Below are 19835 nucleotides of genomic sequence, written 5' to 3'. Positions count from 1 at the left end.
GTGATTGGACAGTTACGCGTCTCTTGAAAAGCGTCATTAAGCAGCGAAAATACGCAAGGCTTAAGATGGATTTCAATCCCGACTCGCGGTCCGGCTGAACTCTCCTACAGTAGCCCAGTTCGTCCCGAGTCATAGACACGCCCGTCCAACACTACATCCATGCAGCTACAAGGGCAAATGTGCCACGCGAAAGGACCTATGTTTTCTGCCTCAGCGGCCAACCGCGCCTTTTGGGACTCCGATGCTGACTCGTATCACGCTACCCACCCGGAGTATCTTTCATCCTTTTATTGGTGCCCGGAGATGCTGCATGAGGCTGAGGCGCAGTTGCTTGGCGACGTCTCCTCGGCCACCGTCCTCGAACTCGGATGCGGCTCCGCGCCCTGCACGCAGTGGCTGCAAGGACGTGCAGGTTTTGCGACGGGATTCGACCTCTCCGCCGGAATGCTCTCCCATGCCGAACCCGGGCTGCCACTTGTTCAAGCTGATGCCTTGGCACTTCCTTACCGCGAGGAGGCCTTTGACGTCGTCTTTTCGGCTTTCGGGGCGCTACCCTTCATTGCGGATCTGGATGCGGCGCTTGCTGAGGTACACCGCGTCCTTCGTGTCGGCGGCCGTTTCGTCTTCTCCGTGCCACACCCGATGCGCTGGGTCTTCCCCGACGACCCGTCTAGTCTGACGGCAGAGCTGTCCTATTTCGACCGTGCCTACCTCGAACAGAACTCTGACGGGGAGCTCACCTACGCCGAGTTTCACCGCACATTGGGTGATTGGCTGCGCGCTCTCCAGGTCCGTGGAGGCTTTCAGATTCTTAACCTGATAGAACCAGAGTGGCCAGAGGGCCTCGACATCACGTGGGGACAGTGGTCGCCGGAACGCGGCGCACTCTTTCCCGGAACCGCGATTTTCGTCTGCCAGGCCCTCGAAGCCCATCCATAACCCCCGCAGCAAAAGCCCAAGGACTAGGGAACGTAAGCTGGCAGCCATGCTTCTAGAACGACTCGGGATAGTGTTGCGCCGCGTGGTGGCCTGGTGGATCGATGCTTTCCTCGCCGCCGCAATCATCCTCGTCATCAAGTGGCTCACCAACCTCGCCACCGATGGCATACTGACTGGTCGCGCCGGCGAAATCTACGACATCGCGGCCCTTGCTGGAGTTTTCTATATCTACCGCGTGTGGGTCGAAACCACGAAGCAGACTTCGCTGGGCAAGTGGTCCCTCAAACTGGAGGTTATTGCGCAACGTCCCGGCATTGCCAGCGCCGCTATCCGCAACAGCTGGCTGTTGCTCACGCTGCTAGCGCTCACCGGGCTGCCCATGGTCGAGGGCATCATTCTCGCCATTTTGGGCCTTAGCGTGGTGCTGATCGGCCAAACGCCCTTTGATCTGTTGGCGGGCTGCCTCGTGGAGCGCCGCACGCCCACTGAGGATGAACGTGCGGTGGGATTGACCTAAATCCTAGTGTGCAAACCCTAGTGTGCGGCCGCATCCCAGTTCTTGCCCTGGCCAACGGAAACCTCCAACGGCACCGTCAACTCGATAGCCTTGTCCATCTCGCGTTCCAAGATGGTGTGCACCTTTTCTGCCTCATCGGCTGCGACCTCCACGACCAGTTCATCGTGGACCTGGAGCAATACGCGTGACTCCATGCCCTCAAGCGCCTTGTCCACCCGGATCATGGCCACCTTGATGATGTCAGCCGCCGTGCCCTGAATCGGGGCATTGAGTGCAGCGCGCTCGGCATTCTCGCGAGCCACACGGTTGTCGGAGTTGAGCTCCGGCAGGTAGCGACGGCGACCAAAGACTGTTGAGGTATAGCCGTCCTTGCGGGCTTGGACCACCACCTCGTCGAGGTAGCGTTTCACGCCACCAAAGCGCTCGAAGTAGCTCTCCATAATCTGCTTGGCCTCACCAGCCGGAATTCCCAGCTGCTGCGATAGGCCATAGGCCGACAGACCATATACCAAGCCATAGGACATGGCCTTGACGCGGCGGCGCAGCTCTGGCGTGACCTCATCGACTGGCACGTCGAAGACCCTCGAACCTACAAAGTTGTGAAGGTCCTCTCCCTTTCGATAGGCCTCAATGAGCCCCGGATCCGCTGAGAGGTGCGCCATCACACGCATCTCAATTTGGGAATAGTCAGCGGTAATTAGCGTGTCAAAGCCCTCGCCCACCACAAAGGCAGAACGAATCTGGCGGCCAGCTTCCGTACGGACCGGGATGTTCTGCAGATTGGGCTCCGTCGAGGACAAACGGCCGGTGGAAGCCACCGTCTGGTTAAAGGTGGTGTGAATGCGGCCATCCGGCTGAATCGTCTTGATGAGGCCTTCCAGCGTGGTCTTCATCTTCTGGTACTCGCGGTGCGCCAGGAGATGATCCAGGAAAGGATGCGGGTGGCTAGCAGCCAGCTGCTCAATTTCCTTGGCGGCGGTGGAATAGCCGGTCTTGGTCTTCTTCGTCTTCGGCATATCGAAAGTCTCGAAAAGCACTGCCTGCAGCTGCTTCGGCGAGTTCAGGTTGAGGGAGTCATCCCCCGCCAGCTCACGTGCAGCGCGCTCCTGTTCGTTGACCTGCTCAATGAAAGCATCACGCTGGGTTTCCAGGATGTCCTTGTCCACGGCGATGCCGGCAGCCTCCATACGGGCCAGGATGGGCACCAGCGGTAGCTCGAGGTCGGTATACAGCTCGAAGGAATCGATCTCTTGCAGTTGGGTCGTGAGCTCCGCGGCGAGCTCCATAATCGCCCCTGCTTGGTCTACCAGTGGATTGTCATCAAGGATAGAGAGCTGCTCACTCGCCTGCCCCAAAGACTTCTTCAGGTGACGTTGGTAGACGTCACTCAGCTCGTACGTGCGCTGGCCTGGCCGCAAGAGGTATGCAGCGAGGGCAGTGTCATGTGCGATGCCGCGCAGCTCGATGCCACGTCCGGCCAACATGTGGAAGGCTGCCTTGGCCTCATGGAAGTACTTCGGCGCATCCGAGGACAGCCACTCGGCAAGCGCTGCGTCGTCCTCCGCGCTGAGATCAGCAAGTTCGAGCTGGAGGCCTTCAAAGGATTCGTCGACAAGCGCTAGCGCTGCCGCATCACCAGCGCCCGGAGTTCCATCGCCCTGCACAAAGACCGCGACGTGCTTGCGCAAACTGTCGCCGTCCTTGAGCCATTCTGCGAGAGGCTGGTCAGTAATGGACACTGCAACCTCGGGCGATTCTTCTGCCGCTGCGGCCTCAGCATCAGCGTCGTGCGGAATGGCACTCAACACACGCTCGCGCAGATTAGTGCCGAACTCCAACTCATCAAAACGCGCGGCGACTTCACTAGCTACTGCCCCTTTGAAAGCCAGGTCTGCTGGCCCCACCTCAAGGTCCATGTCCGTCACCATCTGTGTGAGCTGTCGGTTGAGCTTGACTTGCTCGATGCGGTCACGGAAGTTCTGTCCGGCCACGCCTTTGATGTCCTCTGCATGGGCAATGAGTTCGTCGAGGGACCCATACTGCGTAATCCACTTCGTAGCGGTCTTCTCCCCCACCTTCGGCACACTAGGCAGGTTGTCAGACGGGTCTCCACGCAGGGCCGCAAAATCCGGGTATTGCTGCGGGGTCAAGCCGTATTTTTCTTCCACCGCTGCCGGAGTAAAGCGATGCAGGGTAGATACGCCGCGCATCGGGTACAGAACCGTCGTGGACTCATCAACCAACTGCAAGTAATCGCGGTCACCCGTCACCAGCAGGGTCGCATAGTCAGATCCTGCCTGCGTAGACAACGTGGCCACGATATCGTCAGCCTCAAAGTTCTCACGCGACAACGTCGTGATGCCTAGCGTGCCCAAGACCTCGCGGATGAGCTCGACTTGGCCGCGAAACTCCTCAGGAGCTGCTTCTCGTTGAGCCTTGTAGTCCGGGAACATCTCGGTGCGGAATGTCTTGCGGCCGACATCAAAAGCCACTGCAACGAAATCGGGCTTCTCCTCGTTGAGAATATTGGCCAGCATGGACAAGAAGCCATACACCGCGTTGGTGTGCTGACCTCCCGAGGTGGAGAAATTCTCCGCTGGTAGTGCATAAAATGCGCGGAAGGCCATGGAGTGGCCGTCGATAAGCAAAAGTCGGGGCTGAGAAGTAGTCACCCAGCCCATCCTAACGTGTTGCGTGGCGCGCCACCGCTCGCCCTCATTCGGCACTCCAAGGCCTACTCATACCGCCCTCAAACCGCGTGCGGGCAGGCAATTAGGTCTGTGTTAGTCGGCTGCGCTAATATCTTTGCCAGTGCGCCCCTGTAGCCCAATTGGCAGAGGCAACGGATTCAAAACCCGTGTAGTGTGAGTTCGAGTCTCACCAGGGGCACCACTCCACCCCACGACAGAGTATGTTGTGGGGTGTTAGCGTTTTCCCTATCGAAAGGTCTCCCTCCCTATGCGTCGCACTATCATCGCTCTCAGCACCGCAGTTGCACTTACCTTTTCTGGCACCGCCGCAGCCACTGCTGCGGAGTCGAGCGTGAAGTCCACTATCTCTTCCAAGGCTGAGGACTCTTCCTACTACCAGAAGCTTCGTGAAACAGCAGCGTCCTCCAACGACCCAGATCTCAACCGCTTCTACGTTGTCCTGTTGGACGGCCTCATCGGCCTTGCCGCCTTCGCTGTCATTGGATCCCTGTACGGCGAGCTGGCCAAGCGCCTGCCCTTCTAAGCCGGGAGCGCATATCCTTCCTTTGAGTGAATAATTTGCATAAGCCTGGCGTTCAGTGAAAGAATAGGGCGTCATCTGCTCACCTCCTCTCCCCACGGCACGGCATTCCCACCGCGGGGGTGGTCAACGATAATTTCGGTTTATGCACTTTATTCTCAACGCCATTCGCGGCGCCCTCATTGGCATGGCCGAGCTGGTTCCCGGGATCTCCGGTGGAACCGTCGCGCTCATCGTCGGTATTTATGAACGCGCCCTGCACAACGCCAATGACCTCATTTCCGGCCGTTTCAAAAAGGTCGAGTGGGGATTCCTTCTGTCCGTCGCCGTCGGCATGTTCGCCGCTGTCTTCGGTTTCTCCACACTGCTCCACAACTTCGTAGAGGGCCAAGTGTCCCTCTCCCACGCTCTGTTTCTCGGCATGGTTGCCGTATCCATCATCGTGCCGCTGAGCATGATGTCGCGCTTTTCGCCGGGATCCATCGTCGCGTTTGTCATCGCCACCGTCGCGATCTTTTTTGTCACAGGTTTTACCTCCACCCCCGTGGAGGATCCCAACCTCATCGTGGTCTTTTTCGCCGCAATGATTGCTGTCTGCGCACTCGTTCTGCCTGGCGTGTCGGGTTCCCTCATCCTTTTAACCATGGGCCTTTACGAGCCGGTCATCGGTGCAGTGTCGGACCGTGACATGGTCACCGTCGGTGTCTTCGCGCTGGGTGCGGTGTGCGGCCTTGCGGCATTTGTCAAGGTTCTCAACTACCTTCTGGATAATCACCGTAATCCCACCCTCGCAGCCATGGCAGGTTTCATGCTTGGCTCCTTGCGCGCGCTGTGGCCGTGGGGTGCTGAGCAAGACGCATCCACGCCAATGATTCTGCTCATGCTCGTCATCGGCGCTGTTATCGTGTCCATTTTCATCGTTGTGGATAGGCGCAAGGCCGCAACTTATCAAGAGAGTTAAACCATGAAGAAGACCGCAGCCATCGTGGGCGCTGCCGGGCTGGCGGTGACAGCCATGCTCTCCGGCTGCGTCACCAATGAGGAACCCGCACTTCCGGAGGGGTGGTCCGCGCCCAACGTCGACGAAGTACCTGAAATCGCTGCCATGTATGAAGACGCCGACGGTGTCCTCACCGTAGGAACAAACCCACCCTTCGCACCTTTTGAGTTCAAAGACTCGGATGGCTCTATCATCGGGCTCGAAATGGATCTGGCGCATGCAGTAGCTCAGGTATTGGGCTTGGAGTTTCAGCCGGTCGAGCAAGACTTTTCCATGATTCTGCCGGCCGTCCAGGCAGGTCAGGTCGACCTCGGTGGCTCTGGTTTTACAGACACTGCCGAGCGCCGAGAAAACTTCGACTTCGTCGATATTCTCTACGCAGGTATCCAGTGGGCCGCCCTCACCGATGGGCCCCGCGATGTCGACCCCTCCAACCCTTGCGGACTCACGGTCGCGGTACAGCGCACCACTGTGTCGGAGACAGATGACCTTCGACCTAAGCAGGAAGCGTGCGACGGTGACCTCACCATTTTGCCGTATGACACGAGCGATAACGCCGCCCTCGCCGTGCTTATGGGCCGCGCCGATGCACTTTCCGCCGACTCCCCTGTTTCTGCATGGTCGGTGAACCGCTCGGATGGCCGCATGGAGATGGTCGGCGAGATGTTTGATGCCGCCCCTTACGGCTTTGCCGTGCCTAAAGACTCCGACTTAGGTCCAGCTGTGGCCGCGGCATTCCAGCACCTCATCGATACCGGCGTTTATGCAGAGATACTTCAACAATGGGGCGTCGACGACGGCCTCGTCGAGCACGCCATGATTAATGAAAGGCCGATCAATGACTAATTCTTCCTCTCCGGCATCCCCTACACCCCCACCTAAAATCGAGGCCCGCCCGCTCCGCCACCCATGGCGCTGGGTTTTCGCTGGTGTTCTTATCCTCTTGGCCGTCTGGTTCATCATTGCCTCGGCCCGCAATGAGGCCTTTGGATGGGGCACGTATGCGCAGTATCTCTTCGATACCCGCATCGCCACTGCGGCCCTGCACACCATCGCCATTACTATCTTGGCCATGATCATTGGCGTTGTGGGTGGCGCCGCCCTCGCCGTTATGCGCATGTCCCCTAACCCGGTGCTGAGGGGCGTGTCCTGGGTCTTCCTGTGGCTCTTCCGTGGCACTCCTATTTATGTCCAGCTGGTGTTCTGGGGCTTGCTGTCTGCCCTTTACCAATCCATCAACTTGGGCTTTACGGAGATTTCTCTTACCGCCGTGCTCACCAACGCTTTCCTGCTCGCGGTGCTGGGTTTAGGCCTCAATGAGGCTGCCTACATGGCTGAGATTGTGCGCTCCGGTATTTCCTCGGTTCCGGAGGGCCAGAAGGAGGCATCCAAGGCGCTGGGAATGGGCTGGTGGATGACCATGCGCCGCACGGTTTTGCCGCAGGCCATGCGCATCATTATTCCGCCGACCGGCAATGAGTTCATTTCCTTGCTCAAGACCTCCTCTTTGGTTGTGGCCATTCCCTACACGGCAGAAATCTTTGGCCGTGCCACGGATATCTCGGCCGCTCTCTTCGAGCCCATTCCGCTCCTCATGGTCGCTGCCACGTGGTACCTCGTCATCACTTCCCTGCTCATGGTGGGCCAATACTTCCTCGAGCACCGCTTTGAGCGCGGAGCCACGCGCGAACTTACTGGCCGCCAGCTCGCCGCGCTTGCCGACGCCGAAGGTACCATCCCCCGCAACGTGTCCGTCATCCCGGAGGTTAAGAAGTAATGACGACTCCCATGATTTCTGCGCAAAACGTATGCAAGTCCTTCGGCCAGCTGGAGGTGCTCAAAGGAATTGACATCACCGTCATGCCCGGTGAGGTTGCCTGTCTGCTGGGCCCGTCTGGTTCGGGTAAGTCCACCTTTTTGCGCTGCTGCAACCACTTGGAAAAGGTGACGGCTGGACGTCTCTACATTGACGGAGAAATTATCGGCTACCGCGAGCGCGATGGCGTGCTTTATGAGATCTCCGAAAAGGAAGCTGCCGCTCAGCGTCAAGACATCGGGATGGTCTTCCAGCAGTTCAACCTGTTTAGTCACCGCACGGTACTGGAAAACATCATTGAAGCGCCCGTCCAGGTCAAGAAGCAGAATCCCCAGCAGGCCAAGGAACGTGCCATGGAGCTGCTGGACAAGGTCGGACTTGCTCACAAGGCAGACGCCTACCCGGTACAGCTGTCCGGTGGCCAGCAACAGCGCGTCGCCATCGCCCGTGCTGTGGCCATGGAGCCCAAGCTCATGCTTTTCGACGAGCCAACCTCCGCCCTTGACCCCGAGCTCGTGGGCGAGGTTCTGCGCGTCATGAAGGAGCTTGCCGCCGATGGCATGACCATGCTCGTGGTTACCCACGAGATGGGCTTCGCACGTGAGGTTGCCGACAAGATCTTCTTCATGGACGGCGGCACCGTCGTCGAGTCTGGCACTCCAGAGCAGGTCTTGGACAACCCGCAACACCAGCGCACTAAGGATTTCCTGTCCTCGCTGCTCTAAGTGGCATACAACGACTAAAGTCCGGCTAGATCCTCATGATCTGGCCGGACTTTTGCTTTTAAGAATCGGAAGAATCTGACGACTCTTCGGCAAGGTCTTCTGTCGGGTCCGCAGGTTCTTCTGCGTCCTCATCCTCGACTTGTTCAGTGTGGGACGTCATCGGGTTATCAGCAGACTGTGCTTGGATAACATCATCCAACACCGCGTGGATATAAGGCGCGGCCTGATTGTTGGAGTACTCCGAAGCAAGCTCCACGCCTTCGACGAGTGCCGTGGCGTTCGGTACGTCCTCGTTGAAGAGGATCTCCCACACGGCTACGCGCATAATCGCACGGTCGACTGCGGGAATACGCTCCAGTGACCACTCATCGGAGAGGTAACGGGCGATGGCCTCGTCGATGGCGTCGAGCTCCTCAGCAGCACCCGTCACAATGATGCGAGTGTAATCAGCGATGGGAGCAACACCGTTTTCTGGGTCGCGGGCTAGGACCACGCGGTCATCGACGATGGCCACTGGGTCAACGTCACGCGACTCGGCTTCGAAGAGGATGTCGGCAGCACGACGGCGCGCACGGTAGCGCGCCGTGTGGCGCTTATAGTTCGGCTCAGGCTGGGTCATCTTAGTTGTTGACGCGGGAGAGGTACTCGCCAGTACGGGTATCGATCTTCAGGATGTTGCCGATTTCAATGAACAACGGAACCTGGATCTCAGCACCAGTCTCCAGAGTGGCCGGCTTGGTGCCGCCGTTGGAACGGTCGCCCTGCAGGCCGGGCTCGGTGTGCTCAACCTTGAGATCAACGGAAATCGGCAGCTCGCCGAAAAGTGCCTCGCCGTCGTGGAAGGACACCTGGACGCGCATGTTCTCCAGCAGGAACTTGCCAGCGTCACCGAACTTGTCAAACGGCAGTTCAAACTGCTCGTAGGTCTTGTCATCCATGACCACGTAGTTCTGGCCATCGTTGTACAGGTAGGTCATGTCGCGGCGGTCGACGTTAGCGGTCTCCACCTTGACACCAGCGTTAAAGGTCTTATCCGTTACCTTGCCGGAGACCACATCCTTGAGCTTGGTACGCACGAAGGCAGGGCCCTTGCCCGGCTTCACGTGCTGGAACTCAACGATCTGCTGCAGCTTGTTGTCGATCTTCAGAACGAGGCCGTTCTTGAAGTCAGTGGTATCTGCCATGAAATGACTCTCCTGAATACATTGAAGTAGAAACTATGAAAACAGTGTCTAAGCATACCGTACGGCATATGAACACTGTAGGTAGGGCCGCTGGAATGTCCCTGCCGCCCCATTGCGGCTGGGACTAGAGGACCTGCAGGTCCTTCGGGTAGGCGGTAATAATCTTCGGCGCACCGGAGGTGATGATGAGGCTGTCTTCGATGCGTACTCCACCTTTACCTGGGACATAGATGCCCGGCTCGATGGTCAGCGTCATCCCCTCGGCCAGTTCGCCCTTACCAGTTTTCGCGGCCGATGGCCCCTCGTGTACATCGAGGCCAATACCGTGGCCAGTAGAGTGAACGAAATACTCGCCATAGCCTGCCTCAGTGATGATGTCGCGGCATGCCGCGTCGACGTCGACAAGCGCGGCTCCCGGTACCGACGCCTTGACGCCCGCCTCCTGGGCGCGCAGGACGATGTCATAGATCTCCTGCGCGAAGTCAGACACCTCGCCGATAACGAAGGTACGGGTGCAATCTGAATTGAAACCACGCAGGTGAGCGCCGAAATCTATGGTGACAAGGTCGCCATTGCGTAGCTCGCGGTCATCAGCACCGTGGTGGGGTTTTGCGGAGTTTTCACCAGAAGCCACGATGGTATCGAAACTAACGCGCTCCGAGCCGAGCATGCGCATGCGGTACTCCAGGTCCGCGGCAACCTGGCGCTCAGTGCGGCCAGCGGCAACCTCGCCTGCCTCGATGAGCTCGGTAAGAGCCTGATTAGCCAAAGCAGCAATTTCTTCGAGCTTTTGCAGCTCAAGGTGGTCCTTAACCAGGCGAATATCTTCGATAACCCCGCTTACCGGCACCAGCGTCACGCCTTCCGGCGCCGCCTCTTCCATGCGCTTGAGCTGTGAGACGCTCACATAATCTGCCTCATAACCCACACGCATCTCACCGTCCAGTTGGCTAAGAAGGTGTGGTCCTACGTCGCGGCCCAGCACTGCCTCGATATCGGGGACCTCATCTGCAATCTGGGTAGTGTAGCGGCCGTCAGTAGCCATCAGGGCGGAGAGATCCTTACGCAGCAGCAGCCCACCATTGGAGCCGGAGAAGCCCGTCAGGTAGCGCACGTGTGTCAAGTGTGTAATCACTACGCCATCAATGCGCTGACCAGCCAGCGTTGAGGCCAGCTTACGGCGGCGGTTGCTAAAGCGAGTATCGGCAAGTGCCATGAGAGAACCACTCCAATCTTCCTAAAGGCGATACTCCATGATAGCTAATCCGCCACGAAGTACCTCAGAGCCGCGATGTAACCATAGGAACCCAGACCGGCGATAACGCCACGGGCGATGGGGCTGAGGTACGAATGCTGGCGGAAGGCTTCACGTGCATGCACATTGGATAGGTGCACCTCAACGAAGCCGGCGCCGTCGGCAACCTCCGCCAATGCGTCCCGCAGTGCAACAGAGGTGTGGGTAAAGCCGCCAGGGTTAATAATGACCGGCCAGCCCTCATCCGCCGCGCGGTGCACGTGGTCGATGAGTTCACCTTCATGGTTGGACTGGAAGAATATAATCTCCTCCTGCCCTGCTGCCTCGCGCATACTCTTCTCGATGTCCTCGAGGGTTTCGCTGCCGTAGATTTCCGGCTGGCGCTTTCCTAGGCGGTTGAGGTTGGGGCCGTTGAGAACGAGGATGGTCATGGCATTCTCCTGCAGGTGCGGTGGGCTAGGTTTTTAACTCGGTTTAGACGTTGAGTTGAGCGTAAGCGGCACGCAACTCATCGTCGGATGTGTCTTCGATGCGGGTAGTCTCCCCGATACCAGTCAAGGCTACAAAGCGAATCTGGCCGCCGCGGTTCTTCTTGTCATGGCTCATTGCTTCTAGCAATTCCTCGAAGTGTCCTTGCTCATAAGACGTGGGCAGACCTACGGAAGTGAGGATATCGCGATGAGTCTGAACCAGCTCAGCGCTCATGAGACCGCGAGCATGCGATAGGTGGGCGATGAACATCATGCCCACTGCGACCGCGCGTCCGTGGCGCCAGATGTATTTCTCGCGCCGCTCTACGGCATGGCCGAAGGTATGGCCGTAATTGAGGGTTTCCCGCAGGCCAGACTCCTTGAGATCTTGGCCCACAACGTGCGCCTTCACAGCGATAGAACGTTCAATAAGTTCCGGCAGGAAACCATCTGGATCAAGACAGGACACTGGATTATCGAGGTACCGCTCGATAATCACGGGATCGTGAATGAAGCCGGTCTTAATGATTTCAGCTGACCCCGCCACGATTTCATCCTCCGGCAGGGTGCGCAGGCGGTCCAGATCCACAAACACAGAGTCCGGCTCGTGGAAGGCACCTACGAGGTTCTTTCCGGCGGAGGTATTAATACCTGTCTTACCACCCACTGCCGCATCCACCATGGCCAAGAGTGTCGTCGGTGCTTGAATGACGGGGATACCGCGCATCCATGTCGCTGCTGCGAAACCGGCGAGGTCTGTCACGGCTCCACCGCCAAGACCAACGACGACATCGCGGCGGCTAAATCCGGCCGTACCCAACTCATCCCAGAGGCGCGCCAAGACGTCGAGTTGTTTAGCTGCCTCAGCGTCAGGTACCTCCACCAGAGTGGCCGCTAGCCCACGCCCGGCTGCAGCAGCAGCTAGTGCTTCGGCTGCAGCAGCGAGTGGCGGCTGATGGATGATAGCTACCTTAGCCGCACCAATGGACGCGGCGCGCTCCACGATGCTCTGGCTCAAATCCGTGCCGATGGTGACCTCGTAGGGCGAGGGTCCGTTGACCGGGATGGTGTGCATGATGGGAACGCTCCTTGGTGAGTGCGGGCGCGGGGAGAAGATTACAGCGATTCGAGGAAGCTCAAAATATCGCCCACCACCTGCTGCGGGGAGCGCACGCCGGTGCGAACCTTGAGGTCAGCGACCTCCGTATAGAGCGGACGGCGGGTTTCGAGCAGCTGGGCATAATGAGCGAGGGGATCTGCGGAGTCGAGAACTGGGCGGTTGCTATCGCCCAAGGTGCGTGCCACGCCTTCTTCCGGCGTGACATCGAGGAAAACCACGTTGAGGTTATCCAGCAACGTGCGTGTGGACTCAGTAAGCACTGCACCGCCGCCGAGGCTGACCACGCCTTTGGTGGTCAATGCCTCACGAACAACCTCAGCTTCTTCCTCCCGAAAAGCAGGTTCACCCAGCTCAGAGAAGACCGCACCGCAAGGCTTGCCGAAGCGAGCTTCAATGAGCTCATCTGAATCCACGAGCTCGCAATTCAACGCCCGGGCAAGGCGGCGGCCGACGGTGGACTTCCCGGAACCCGGTGGGCCAACGAGGACAACCTGCGGAGAACTCATGCTTTACCCCACTCTAGGCGGCGGGCTACATACTCCTGGTATGAAGCGATGTTGCGCTTGGTCTCTTCCAAGGAGTCACCGCCGAATTTCTCCAGCACAGCCCGCGCCAGTACGAGCGCCACCATGGCTTCAGCTACTACACCGGCTGCCGGCACGGCACACACGTCTGAGCGTTGGTGGATAGCTGTCGCGGCGTCGCCCGTAGTCATATCGACAGTTTTGAGGGCACGCGGCACAGTGGAAATCGGCTTCATCGCCGCCCGCAGGCGCAAAGTCTGACCATTGGTCATTCCACCTTCCAGGCCGCCAGCACGGTTGGTTTCGCGCTCCACGCCACCATCCGCGCGCACCATTTCGTCGTGGGCTTCGCTGCCGCGGCGACGGGCTTCTTCAAAACCATCACCAACCTCGACACCTTTGATGGCCTGGATACCCATAAGAGCAGCCGCAAGCTGCGCATCGAGGCGGTCCTCACCGGAAGTGTGGGAACCCAAGCCGATGGGGAGGCCCTCAACGATGACCTCCACGATGCCGCCGAGGGTATCGCCTTGCGTTTTGGCAGATTCAATCTCAGAAATCATGGACTCCTCGGCTGCCTTATCGAAGGCACGAACCGGAGAGGCATCGATATCCTCCAAGGCATCAAAGCTGGGGTGCGGTCCCTCGTATGGTTCAGAGGCGCCAATAGAAATCACATGGGAGAGAACTTCAACGCCGAGGGTCTCGCGCAAGAAACTACGTGCCACGGCCGCAGCCGCCACTCGGGCAGCAGTCTCACGAGCAGAGGAACGCTCCAGGATAGGGCGAGCCTCGTCGTGCCCGAATTTCACCATTCCGGCGAAGTCAGCGTGGCCTGGACGCGGGCGCGTCAAGGGGGCGCCACGGCCCGAGTCCATGGCCTTGACTACCTCCGGATTTTCCATGTCAAGGGCATCCGGAGACATAATGGTGGTCCACTTCGGCCATTCGGTATTACCAATCATGATGGCAATGGGACTGCCCAGGGTACGTCCGTGGCGGATGCCGCTAAGCAGGGTGAGATCGTCAGCCTCAAATTTCATACGGGCGCCACGACCATAGCCAAGGCGACGACGAGAGAGCTGGAGAGCGATGTCATTCTGAGAGACAGGCACCCCCGCCGGCATGTGCTCCATCAAGGCGATGAGCGCTTGGCCGTGGGATTCACCTGCGGTAGTCCAACGAAGCATGCGCAACATTATCGCACGCCAGGTATGTATTTGATGCCACTGGGCTGCGTATCACACCGTGTCGGGGCTAAAAATCATGACAAGCGCTGCGGCGATGAGCATGCCAGGCCCGTGTGCAGGTGCGCGATCCCGCATCACAAGGCCCCACAGCACCGTGCTTATCGACGCCCCCATCATCGCCCCCACAACCCCTATCACTCCCCCAACGTGGGCTGTCGCCATGCCGAGCGGGATCGCCAGCTTCAGATCCCCGCCTCCAATACTGCCGCGTCGTGTGGCCAGCGCCAGCACGAGATAGAGCCCGGGCCATATCAACCCGGCTGGACTAAACCACCACAGCGATACCAACGCTGCAGGAAGTGTGAGGTAATTGGGCAGCCGCTTGAAACGGATGTCATAAATGATTAAGGCGCACCCCCACGCCAGGAATATCAGAACCCCCATGCCAGCGAGCGTACCCGGTGTGGATTCCGCATGCTCGCCAGAAGGCGAGTGCTTGAAAGCTAGAGCCAGAAGACTAGGCCAACGCGGCGTTGAGAGCCGCAAGCATCTCCGTGCGCGGAGCGGTATGGCCAGTAAACTGCTCGAACTGCGAGAAGGCCTGATGCGCCAACATGATGTGCCCGCCTACGGTAGCAAAACCGTCTGCTGCCGCATACACAGTGAGCGGCGTGGGCCAGGGATCATAAATGACGTCAAAGACAGGGGCCTTTGCCAGCTGCGTGAGGTGGCTGTCGAGCGCCGCCGAGGGAACGGTAGACACAATGAGATCGACCGAACGTGCTACGCCCACGAGGTCCTCGGTGAAGGTGACGGCGCGGAGGGTGAGCCCGAGGGCGTCGGCAAGCGGGCGCAACTCCGCGAGGCGATCCGAGCGGTTGAGCACCGTGACGTCCGTGACGCCGCGCTCGGCCAACCCCCACAGGACTGGGCGAGCGGTACCACCAGCGCCAATGAGCAGGGCGTTCGTTGGTTCCGATTCTCCGAGCAGTTCCGCAAGTGCACCAAGCACACCTTCGGTATCTGTGTTGTCCGCACGCCACCCGTCAGCACTACGCACGAGGGTATTTGCTGAGCCAATGAGCTCAGCACGCTCACTCACAATGTCCGCACACTTCAGGGCATCGAATTTGAGCGGCATCGTCACCGAAAAGCCGCGGTATTCCTCCCCCACCGTCTCCAAGAAGGCCGGCAAGTCAGTGACGTCGAATTTCGTGTAGTCCCAGTCCTCAAGCTGCAACGCGGCATAGCCCGCGTTGTGGAGAACCGGGGACAGCGAGTGGGCAATGGGGCTGCCCAGGACTGCGACGCGCGGCATTGGGTGTTACTGGCCTTCTGCTGGGGTGTCGGCAGGTGCCGCACCAGCGCCCTCTGCCTCGCGCTGGCTATCGAGGATGCCGGAGCGTACCGCGTCATCGACGTTAGCTAGGTGCTCATCGTAGTTATCGGTAAACACCGTGGTGCCCTCACTGTCAACGGTGACGAAGAAGAGCCAATTGCCCTCCGCCGGGTTCTCCATTGCCTCAATAGCCTCATTGGAGGGCGAGGCAATCGGAGTATCCGGAAGACCATCCTTAGCGTAGGTATTCCATGGCGTCTCGCGGTGGCGGTCATCATCGGTGGTAGCCAGCTCCACGTCTTCAAGGCCGTAGTTCACCGTGGAGTCCATCTCAAGCCGCATTGGTTCATCCAGGCGGTTGAGGATGACTCGAGCAACCTTGTCGAATTCCCCTGCCGGGGATTCGCGCTCCACCAGGGAAGCAGAGGACAACAACTCATAGGGAGTCAAACCGATGGCCTTAGCGCGCTCGACAATGTTGGTGTCGTTGTACTTCTTAGTCGAGCGAGTAACGAGGTCAGTGAGGATCTCCTGGGCATCCATGTTCGGATCGAGAACGTACTGGCCAGGGGCAATAAGTCCCTCGAGGCGCTTCGGGTCCTCGCCGCGGGCACGAACAGCATCCAAGGCCCACTCCGGGGCTCCTAGCTCTGCCGGATCCACGGTTGCGGCGATCTTCTCCAAATCTTCAGCGGAAACGCATTCGCCCTCCTTGCAGGAAACTTGGGAAATCAGCGAGTAGATACCAAAGCGGACATCGCCGCCGACCACGTTGACGTCGAGAAGCGTGGCTCCTCCTTGGACGTCGAGCAGGTCGACCATGTTGGCATCATCCAACAGCGCTTCCACCGCAGACTTCGCGCTCATCTCTTCCTGAAGGCGGTAAAAGCCCGGCTTGATCTGGCCAGCGCGCGGATTGCTATTGGCAGCTGACGAGAAGGCTTCCGGGGTCTTGACCACGTTTCTTTCCGCGAGTTCTGGGGCAAGCTCGCTCATTGACGATCCTTCCGGAACCTCAACGAGCTGAACCACACCATTGCCTTGGCCTTCATAATCCAAGCTGCTACCTCCTCCTAAAAGGCGGAATCCGATGTAGCCAAGAGCGCCGATAATAAGAACCAGGCTGGCAATGAGCACAGCCATACCGCGTTGACGGCGTTTGACGTGGTGGGGCTCCATCGAGCGTCCGATGCGTGAAGGGTTACGGCTCACGTACTTCGTCTCCTAGATGTGAAGGCTGGTGGCCGTTCAACGCGACGTCGCGCGCATCCAGCCAGGATTGCAAAATTTCCACCGCAGCTGCTTGGTCAATAACCGAGCGGCCACGTTTCTCTGATACACCAGAGGCCCGCAGCGCAGAAGTGGCTACCACCGTGGTGAGGCGTTCATCCACCATGCGCACGGGCGGAGGTGTCTTCATGGTGTCATCTTTTGCCAAGCGGCGGCGGATACGAAACGCGATTTCCTTGGCATGTTTCACACTTTTAGAGCCATGGCCCTTGAGATCGCGCGGCAAGCCAACGGCCACCTCCACAACGTCGTACTCCCGGATGAGCTGAAGGAGGCGATCAATATCGCCTTGATCACGGTCCTTAAAACCGGTTTCGCGCCGCACGGTTTCCACTGGCATGGCCAAGCGGGCTTCGCGGTCTGAGACAGCAACGCCGATACGCACAGTACCGACGTCGAGACCCAGTCGGCGGCCTGGGCCTGGGTCCTCTACTCCAGGTTTGTCCGGCTCAACGGCCATGCAGTTCCTCCTCAGGGCTGGGGCGGCGATTACAGGGCAGACAGCTCGTCGCGCACAGCGTTGAAGGCCGCGTCAAGACCCGCGGCGTCGGCACCGGAGCCCTGGGCCATGTCAGGCTTGCCGCCGCCCTTGCCGTCGACATAGCCAGAGATGGTCTTCACCAGGTCCCCAGCCTTGACACCGCGCTCATTGGCTGCCTTGGTAGCGCCGACGATGAACGGCATCTTGCCACCCTCGTTCTCAGAGGCGAGGACCACGATGCCGGCAGTGTCACCCAGGCGGTTCTTGATATCGGATGCCAAGGTGCGCAAATCGCCACCGTTAACGCCATTGGGAAGCTTGACAGAAATGACGGAGAAACCATTAATGTCCGTAGCTCCTGCAATCATGTCCGCGGTCTGAGACATGAGTTGGGCCTTGTGCAGCTCTGCAATTTGCTTCTCGGCTGCCTTGAGCTTTTCGGTGAGCTGAGCGATACGCTCTGGGAGGTCCTCCGTCTGAACCTTAAGCTCGCGGGATACGCCTTCCACCAAAGCGGTTTCTTTGGAGTAGTACCGGAAAGCATCCAGGCCAGAGTAGGCCTCGATGCGGCGCGCACCAGAGCCCACGGAAGACTCACCCAATACGGAGACTGGGCCGATTTCGGACGTGTTGGTCACGTGGGTACCACCACAGAGTTCGATGGAGAACGGGCCGCCCATCTCCACAACGCGGACCTCGGAGCCATAGTTCTCACCAAAGAGCGCCATCGCGCCCATGTCCTTAGCCTTATCCAAGGTGGTCTCGATGGTGTGGACCGGGAAGTGCTGGTCTACGGCCTGGTTCGTCACTAGGGCAATCTCCTCCAGCTGTTCCGCGGTGAGTTGCTCGGTGTAGTTGAAGTCAAAGCGCAGGTAACCCGGCCGGTTCAAGGAGCCAGCCTGGACTGCGGTGGGGCCCAGCACCTGACGCAGGGCAGCGTGGATGAGGTGCGTTGCGGAGTGCGCTTGGACAGCTCCGTGGCGCCATTGCTCATCCACCTCAGCGGTAACACCGCTACCCAGTTCGAGTCCGCCGGCGGTCACAGTGGCCTTGTGTACCCACAGCTTCTTGCCCACCTTCTGGACGTCGCTGACCTCAAGCAGGGTCTCCCCCGCGAGGATGCGGCCACGGTCAGCGGTCTGACCACCGGCTTCGGCGTAGAGCGGCGACTGATCCAAAATCACCTCAACGGTATCCCCCGCCTGGACTTCGGAGACCTTTTCGCCATCGCGAACGAGACCAATGACCTTGGCATCAGACTCAAGGGTCTCGTAGCCGGTGAAGACAGTCGGATTGTTATCCACCCAGTCGCGGTAGAGCGAGAGGTCTGCGTGGCCGTGCTTCTTAGCTTGGCTGTCGGCCTTAGCGCGGCGGCGCTGCTCTCCCATGGCGGCGTCAAAGCCGTCCATGTCTACGCTGAGGCCGGCTTCCTGGGCCATCTCAAGCGTCAGGTCGATGGGGAAACCATAGGTATCGTGCAGCTCAAAGGCCTTTTCTCCGGACAGCACCTTCGGGGTGGCCGCGCGGGAGGTGTTTTTGAGCTCATCCACGGCTTCGTCGAAAAGCTTGGTGCCGGACTCCAGGGTCTTAAGGAAGGCCTTTTCCTCTGCCACGGCCACGCGCAGGATGCGCTCGCGGTTGTCTGCGATCTCGGGGTAGGACGGAGTCATGGTGTCCATGATGGTGTTCATCAGGCGTTCCATGGTTTCGCCCTGAGCTCCCAGCAACTTGGCGGAACGGATAATACGGCGCAGTAGGCGGCGCAGAATGTAGCCGCGGCCCTCATTGCCTGGGGTCACTCCATCGAGGATCAGCATCATGCCGGTACGCGAATGGTCAGCCACCACGCGGAAGCGGATGAGGTCCTCCTTAGGCGCATCCGGAACGTACTTCGCGCCGGTAAGTTCTTCAGCTACGTCGATGACTGGGCGCAGCAGGTCCGTCTCGTAGACGTTGTCCACGCCTTGGAGGATGCAGGCGACGCGTTCGATTCCCATACCGGTATCGATGTTCTTCTTGGGCAGCTCACCGACGATTTCAAAGTTGCCCTTACCAATGCCCTCGCCGCGCTCGTTCTGCATGAAGACGAGGTTCCAGATCTCCATGTAGCGGTTATCGTCCTCGATAGGGCCGCCGTCCTTGCCGTACTCCGGGCCGCGGTCATAGTAAATCTCCGAACATGGACCGCACGGTCCAGGGATACCCATGGACCAGTAGTTATCTTCCATGCCGAGGCGTTGAATACGCTCGCATGGAACACCAATCTTGTTGTGCCAGATATCGGCTGCCTCATCATCGTCGAGATAGACGGTGACCCACAGACGCTCCGGGTCAAGGCCCAGACCGCCATCTTCGACTGAGTTTGTCAGTAGCGTCCAGGCGTGGGTAATTGCACCTTCCTTGAAGTACTGCCCAAAGGAGAAGTTACCCGCCATCTGGAAGAACGTGTTGTGACGGGTGGTAATACCAACCTCTTCGATGTCCAAGGTGCGCACACACTTCTGAATTGAAGTGGCAGTGCCGTTGGCAAAAGGCGGGTTCTGCTGGCCCAGGAAGTAGGGCTTGAAGGGAACCATGCCGGCGTTGACGAAGAGCAGGTTCGGGTCATCCAGGATCAGCGACGCGCTGGGCACGGCTTCGTGGCCGGCCTTGACGAAGTGCTGGGTAAAACGTTCCCGGATCTCATGAGTCTTCACGAGCAAAAGTCCTTCACTGTTGAGTCGTTTCTAGTCAGCGCTCAACTTTACCCGTCGT

At 59.1% G+C, this 19835-nt stretch carries 20 protein-coding genes and 1 tRNA gene; 8 read left to right on the top strand and 13 right to left on the bottom strand.

Annotation, left to right across the window (positions count from 1 at the left end):
- Positions 1–198 precede the first annotated feature (198 nt).
- A complete protein-coding gene (locus HMPREF2875_RS02855) occupies positions 199–939 on the top strand; it encodes a class I SAM-dependent DNA methyltransferase (protein ID WP_070670052.1) in 741 nt (246 codons plus the stop codon).
- Positions 940–985: 46 nt separating this feature from the next.
- Positions 986–1456: an RDD family protein gene (locus HMPREF2875_RS02850; RefSeq protein WP_070670050.1), complete on the top strand. Its 471-nt coding sequence runs from the start codon at positions 986–988 to the stop codon at positions 1454–1456.
- A 17-nt stretch (positions 1457–1473) separates the two neighbouring features.
- Here the strand turns inward: HMPREF2875_RS02850 and polA are convergent, their stop codons facing one another.
- Positions 1474–4137, bottom strand: coding sequence for a DNA polymerase I (polA, locus tag HMPREF2875_RS02845; RefSeq protein ID WP_070670048.1), 2664 nt, complete (start codon positions 4135–4137; stop codon positions 1474–1476).
- Positions 4138–4271: 134 nt separating this feature from the next.
- On the opposite strand from polA, the gene HMPREF2875_RS02840 reads away from it, so the two are divergent.
- From HMPREF2875_RS02840 to HMPREF2875_RS02815, 6 genes are all read left to right on the top strand, one after another.
- A tRNA-Leu gene (locus HMPREF2875_RS02840) sits at positions 4272–4348 on the top strand.
- Positions 4349–4414: 66 nt separating this feature from the next.
- Entirely contained in the window at positions 4415–4690 is a 276-nt protein-coding gene (locus HMPREF2875_RS02835; protein ID WP_070670046.1) for a hypothetical protein, read from the top strand.
- Between the two features lie 142 nt (positions 4691–4832).
- Positions 4833–5648 (top strand): DUF368 domain-containing protein, encoded by an 816-nt coding sequence (locus HMPREF2875_RS02830; RefSeq protein WP_070670044.1) that lies wholly within the window; start codon positions 4833–4835, stop codon positions 5646–5648.
- Between the two features lie 3 nt (positions 5649–5651).
- Entirely contained in the window at positions 5652–6533 is an 882-nt protein-coding gene (locus tag HMPREF2875_RS02825; RefSeq protein WP_070670043.1) for an ABC transporter substrate-binding protein, read from the top strand.
- Positions 6526–7464 carry an amino acid ABC transporter permease gene (locus HMPREF2875_RS02820; RefSeq protein ID WP_070670041.1) on the top strand — a complete coding sequence of 313 codons (939 nt, stop codon included), beginning with the start codon at positions 6526–6528 and terminating at the stop codon, positions 7462–7464. Before HMPREF2875_RS02825 ends, HMPREF2875_RS02820 begins: the two co-directional genes overlap by 8 nt.
- Positions 7464–8228, top strand: coding sequence for an amino acid ABC transporter ATP-binding protein (locus HMPREF2875_RS02815; protein WP_070670039.1), 765 nt, complete (start codon positions 7464–7466; stop codon positions 8226–8228). Before HMPREF2875_RS02820 ends, HMPREF2875_RS02815 begins: the two co-directional genes overlap by 1 nt.
- Positions 8229–8286: 58 nt before the next feature.
- Here the strand turns inward: HMPREF2875_RS02815 and nusB are convergent, their stop codons facing one another.
- From nusB to alaS, 12 genes are all read right to left on the bottom strand, one after another.
- Complete coding sequence (gene nusB, locus HMPREF2875_RS02810; RefSeq protein WP_070670037.1) at positions 8287–8847, bottom strand: transcription antitermination factor NusB; 561 nt, start codon at positions 8845–8847, stop codon at positions 8287–8289.
- Position 8848: 1 nt separating this feature from the next.
- Positions 8849–9412, bottom strand: a complete 564-nt coding sequence (gene efp / locus HMPREF2875_RS02805; RefSeq protein ID WP_039675637.1) for an elongation factor P — start codon at positions 9410–9412, stop codon at positions 8849–8851.
- A 124-nt stretch (positions 9413–9536) separates the two neighbouring features.
- A complete protein-coding gene (locus HMPREF2875_RS02800) occupies positions 9537–10628 on the bottom strand; it encodes a M24 family metallopeptidase (protein WP_070670035.1) in 1092 nt (363 codons plus the stop codon).
- Between the two features lie 44 nt (positions 10629–10672).
- Positions 10673–11098 (bottom strand): type II 3-dehydroquinate dehydratase, encoded by a 426-nt coding sequence (gene aroQ / locus HMPREF2875_RS02795; protein WP_070670032.1) that lies wholly within the window; start codon positions 11096–11098, stop codon positions 10673–10675.
- Positions 11099–11141: 43 nt separating this feature from the next.
- On the bottom strand, positions 11142–12212 hold the full coding sequence (aroB, locus tag HMPREF2875_RS02790; protein ID WP_070670030.1) for a 3-dehydroquinate synthase: 1071 nt from the start codon (positions 12210–12212) through the stop codon (positions 11142–11144).
- A 41-nt stretch (positions 12213–12253) separates the two neighbouring features.
- Positions 12254–12763: a shikimate kinase gene (locus HMPREF2875_RS02785; protein ID WP_070670028.1), complete on the bottom strand. Its 510-nt coding sequence runs from the start codon at positions 12761–12763 to the stop codon at positions 12254–12256.
- Positions 12760–13971: a chorismate synthase gene (gene aroC, locus HMPREF2875_RS02780; protein ID WP_070670114.1), complete on the bottom strand. Its 1212-nt coding sequence runs from the start codon at positions 13969–13971 to the stop codon at positions 12760–12762. Before aroC ends, HMPREF2875_RS02785 begins: the two co-directional genes overlap by 4 nt.
- Before the next feature lie 51 nt (positions 13972–14022).
- A complete protein-coding gene (locus HMPREF2875_RS02775) occupies positions 14023–14415 on the bottom strand; it encodes a prepilin peptidase (protein WP_070670026.1) in 393 nt (130 codons plus the stop codon).
- Positions 14416–14488: 73 nt separating this feature from the next.
- Positions 14489–15289 (bottom strand): shikimate dehydrogenase, encoded by an 801-nt coding sequence (locus HMPREF2875_RS02770; protein ID WP_070670024.1) that lies wholly within the window; start codon positions 15287–15289, stop codon positions 14489–14491.
- Positions 15290–15295: 6 nt separating this feature from the next.
- Positions 15296–16489 (bottom strand): endolytic transglycosylase MltG, encoded by a 1194-nt coding sequence (gene mltG, locus HMPREF2875_RS02765; protein ID WP_070670022.1) that lies wholly within the window; start codon positions 16487–16489, stop codon positions 15296–15298.
- Positions 16490–16511: 22 nt separating this feature from the next.
- The gene (gene ruvX, locus HMPREF2875_RS02760) at positions 16512–17060 is read right to left on the bottom strand and encodes a Holliday junction resolvase RuvX (protein ID WP_070670019.1); all 549 of its coding nucleotides are present in this window, start codon (positions 17058–17060) and stop codon (positions 16512–16514) included.
- 29 nt (positions 17061–17089) lie between these two features.
- Positions 17090–19777 (bottom strand): alanine--tRNA ligase, encoded by a 2688-nt coding sequence (alaS, locus tag HMPREF2875_RS02755; RefSeq protein ID WP_070670017.1) that lies wholly within the window; start codon positions 19775–19777, stop codon positions 17090–17092.
- Positions 19778–19835: the final 58 nt, after the last annotated feature.

The organism is Corynebacterium sp. HMSC078H07, assembly GCF_001812805.1.
GTDB lineage: Bacteria > Actinomycetota > Actinomycetes > Mycobacteriales > Mycobacteriaceae > Corynebacterium.
This window is presented reverse-complemented; position numbering and strand designations above follow the sequence as displayed.

Coding starts and splice junctions, on each gene's coding strand:
- HMPREF2875_RS02855 (WP_070670052.1), top strand. CDS start 199: ATGTTTTCTGCCTCAGCGGCCAACCGCGCCTTTTGGGACTCCGATGCT.
- HMPREF2875_RS02850 (WP_070670050.1), top strand. CDS start 986: ATGCTTCTAGAACGACTCGGGATAGTGTTGCGCCGCGTGGTGGCCTGG.
- polA (WP_070670048.1), bottom strand. CDS start 4,137: ATGGGCTGGGTGACTACTTCTCAGCCCCGACTTTTGCTTATCGACGGC.
- HMPREF2875_RS02835 (WP_070670046.1), top strand. CDS start 4,415: ATGCGTCGCACTATCATCGCTCTCAGCACCGCAGTTGCACTTACCTTT.
- HMPREF2875_RS02830 (WP_070670044.1), top strand. CDS start 4,833: ATGCACTTTATTCTCAACGCCATTCGCGGCGCCCTCATTGGCATGGCC.
- HMPREF2875_RS02825 (WP_070670043.1), top strand. CDS start 5,652: ATGAAGAAGACCGCAGCCATCGTGGGCGCTGCCGGGCTGGCGGTGACA.
- HMPREF2875_RS02820 (WP_070670041.1), top strand. CDS start 6,526: ATGACTAATTCTTCCTCTCCGGCATCCCCTACACCCCCACCTAAAATC.
- HMPREF2875_RS02815 (WP_070670039.1), top strand. CDS start 7,464: ATGACGACTCCCATGATTTCTGCGCAAAACGTATGCAAGTCCTTCGGC.
- nusB (WP_070670037.1), bottom strand. CDS start 8,847: ATGACCCAGCCTGAGCCGAACTATAAGCGCCACACGGCGCGCTACCGT.
- efp (WP_039675637.1), bottom strand. CDS start 9,412: ATGGCAGATACCACTGACTTCAAGAACGGCCTCGTTCTGAAGATCGAC.
- HMPREF2875_RS02800 (WP_070670035.1), bottom strand. CDS start 10,628: ATGGCACTTGCCGATACTCGCTTTAGCAACCGCCGCCGTAAGCTGGCC.
- aroQ (WP_070670032.1), bottom strand. CDS start 11,098: ATGACCATCCTCGTTCTCAACGGCCCCAACCTCAACCGCCTAGGAAAG.
- aroB (WP_070670030.1), bottom strand. CDS start 12,212: ATGCACACCATCCCGGTCAACGGACCCTCGCCCTACGAGGTCACCATC.
- HMPREF2875_RS02785 (WP_070670028.1), bottom strand. CDS start 12,763: ATGAGTTCTCCGCAGGTTGTCCTCGTTGGCCCACCGGGTTCCGGGAAG.
- aroC (WP_070670114.1), bottom strand. CDS start 13,971: ATGCTTCGTTGGACTACCGCAGGTGAATCCCACGGCCAAGCGCTCATC.
- HMPREF2875_RS02775 (WP_070670026.1), bottom strand. CDS start 14,415: ATGGGGGTTCTGATATTCCTGGCGTGGGGGTGCGCCTTAATCATTTAT.
- HMPREF2875_RS02770 (WP_070670024.1), bottom strand. CDS start 15,289: ATGCCGCGCGTCGCAGTCCTGGGCAGCCCCATTGCCCACTCGCTGTCC.
- mltG (WP_070670022.1), bottom strand. CDS start 16,489: ATGGAGCCCCACCACGTCAAACGCCGTCAACGCGGTATGGCTGTGCTC.
- ruvX (WP_070670019.1), bottom strand. CDS start 17,060: ATGGCCGTTGAGCCGGACAAACCTGGAGTAGAGGACCCAGGCCCAGGC.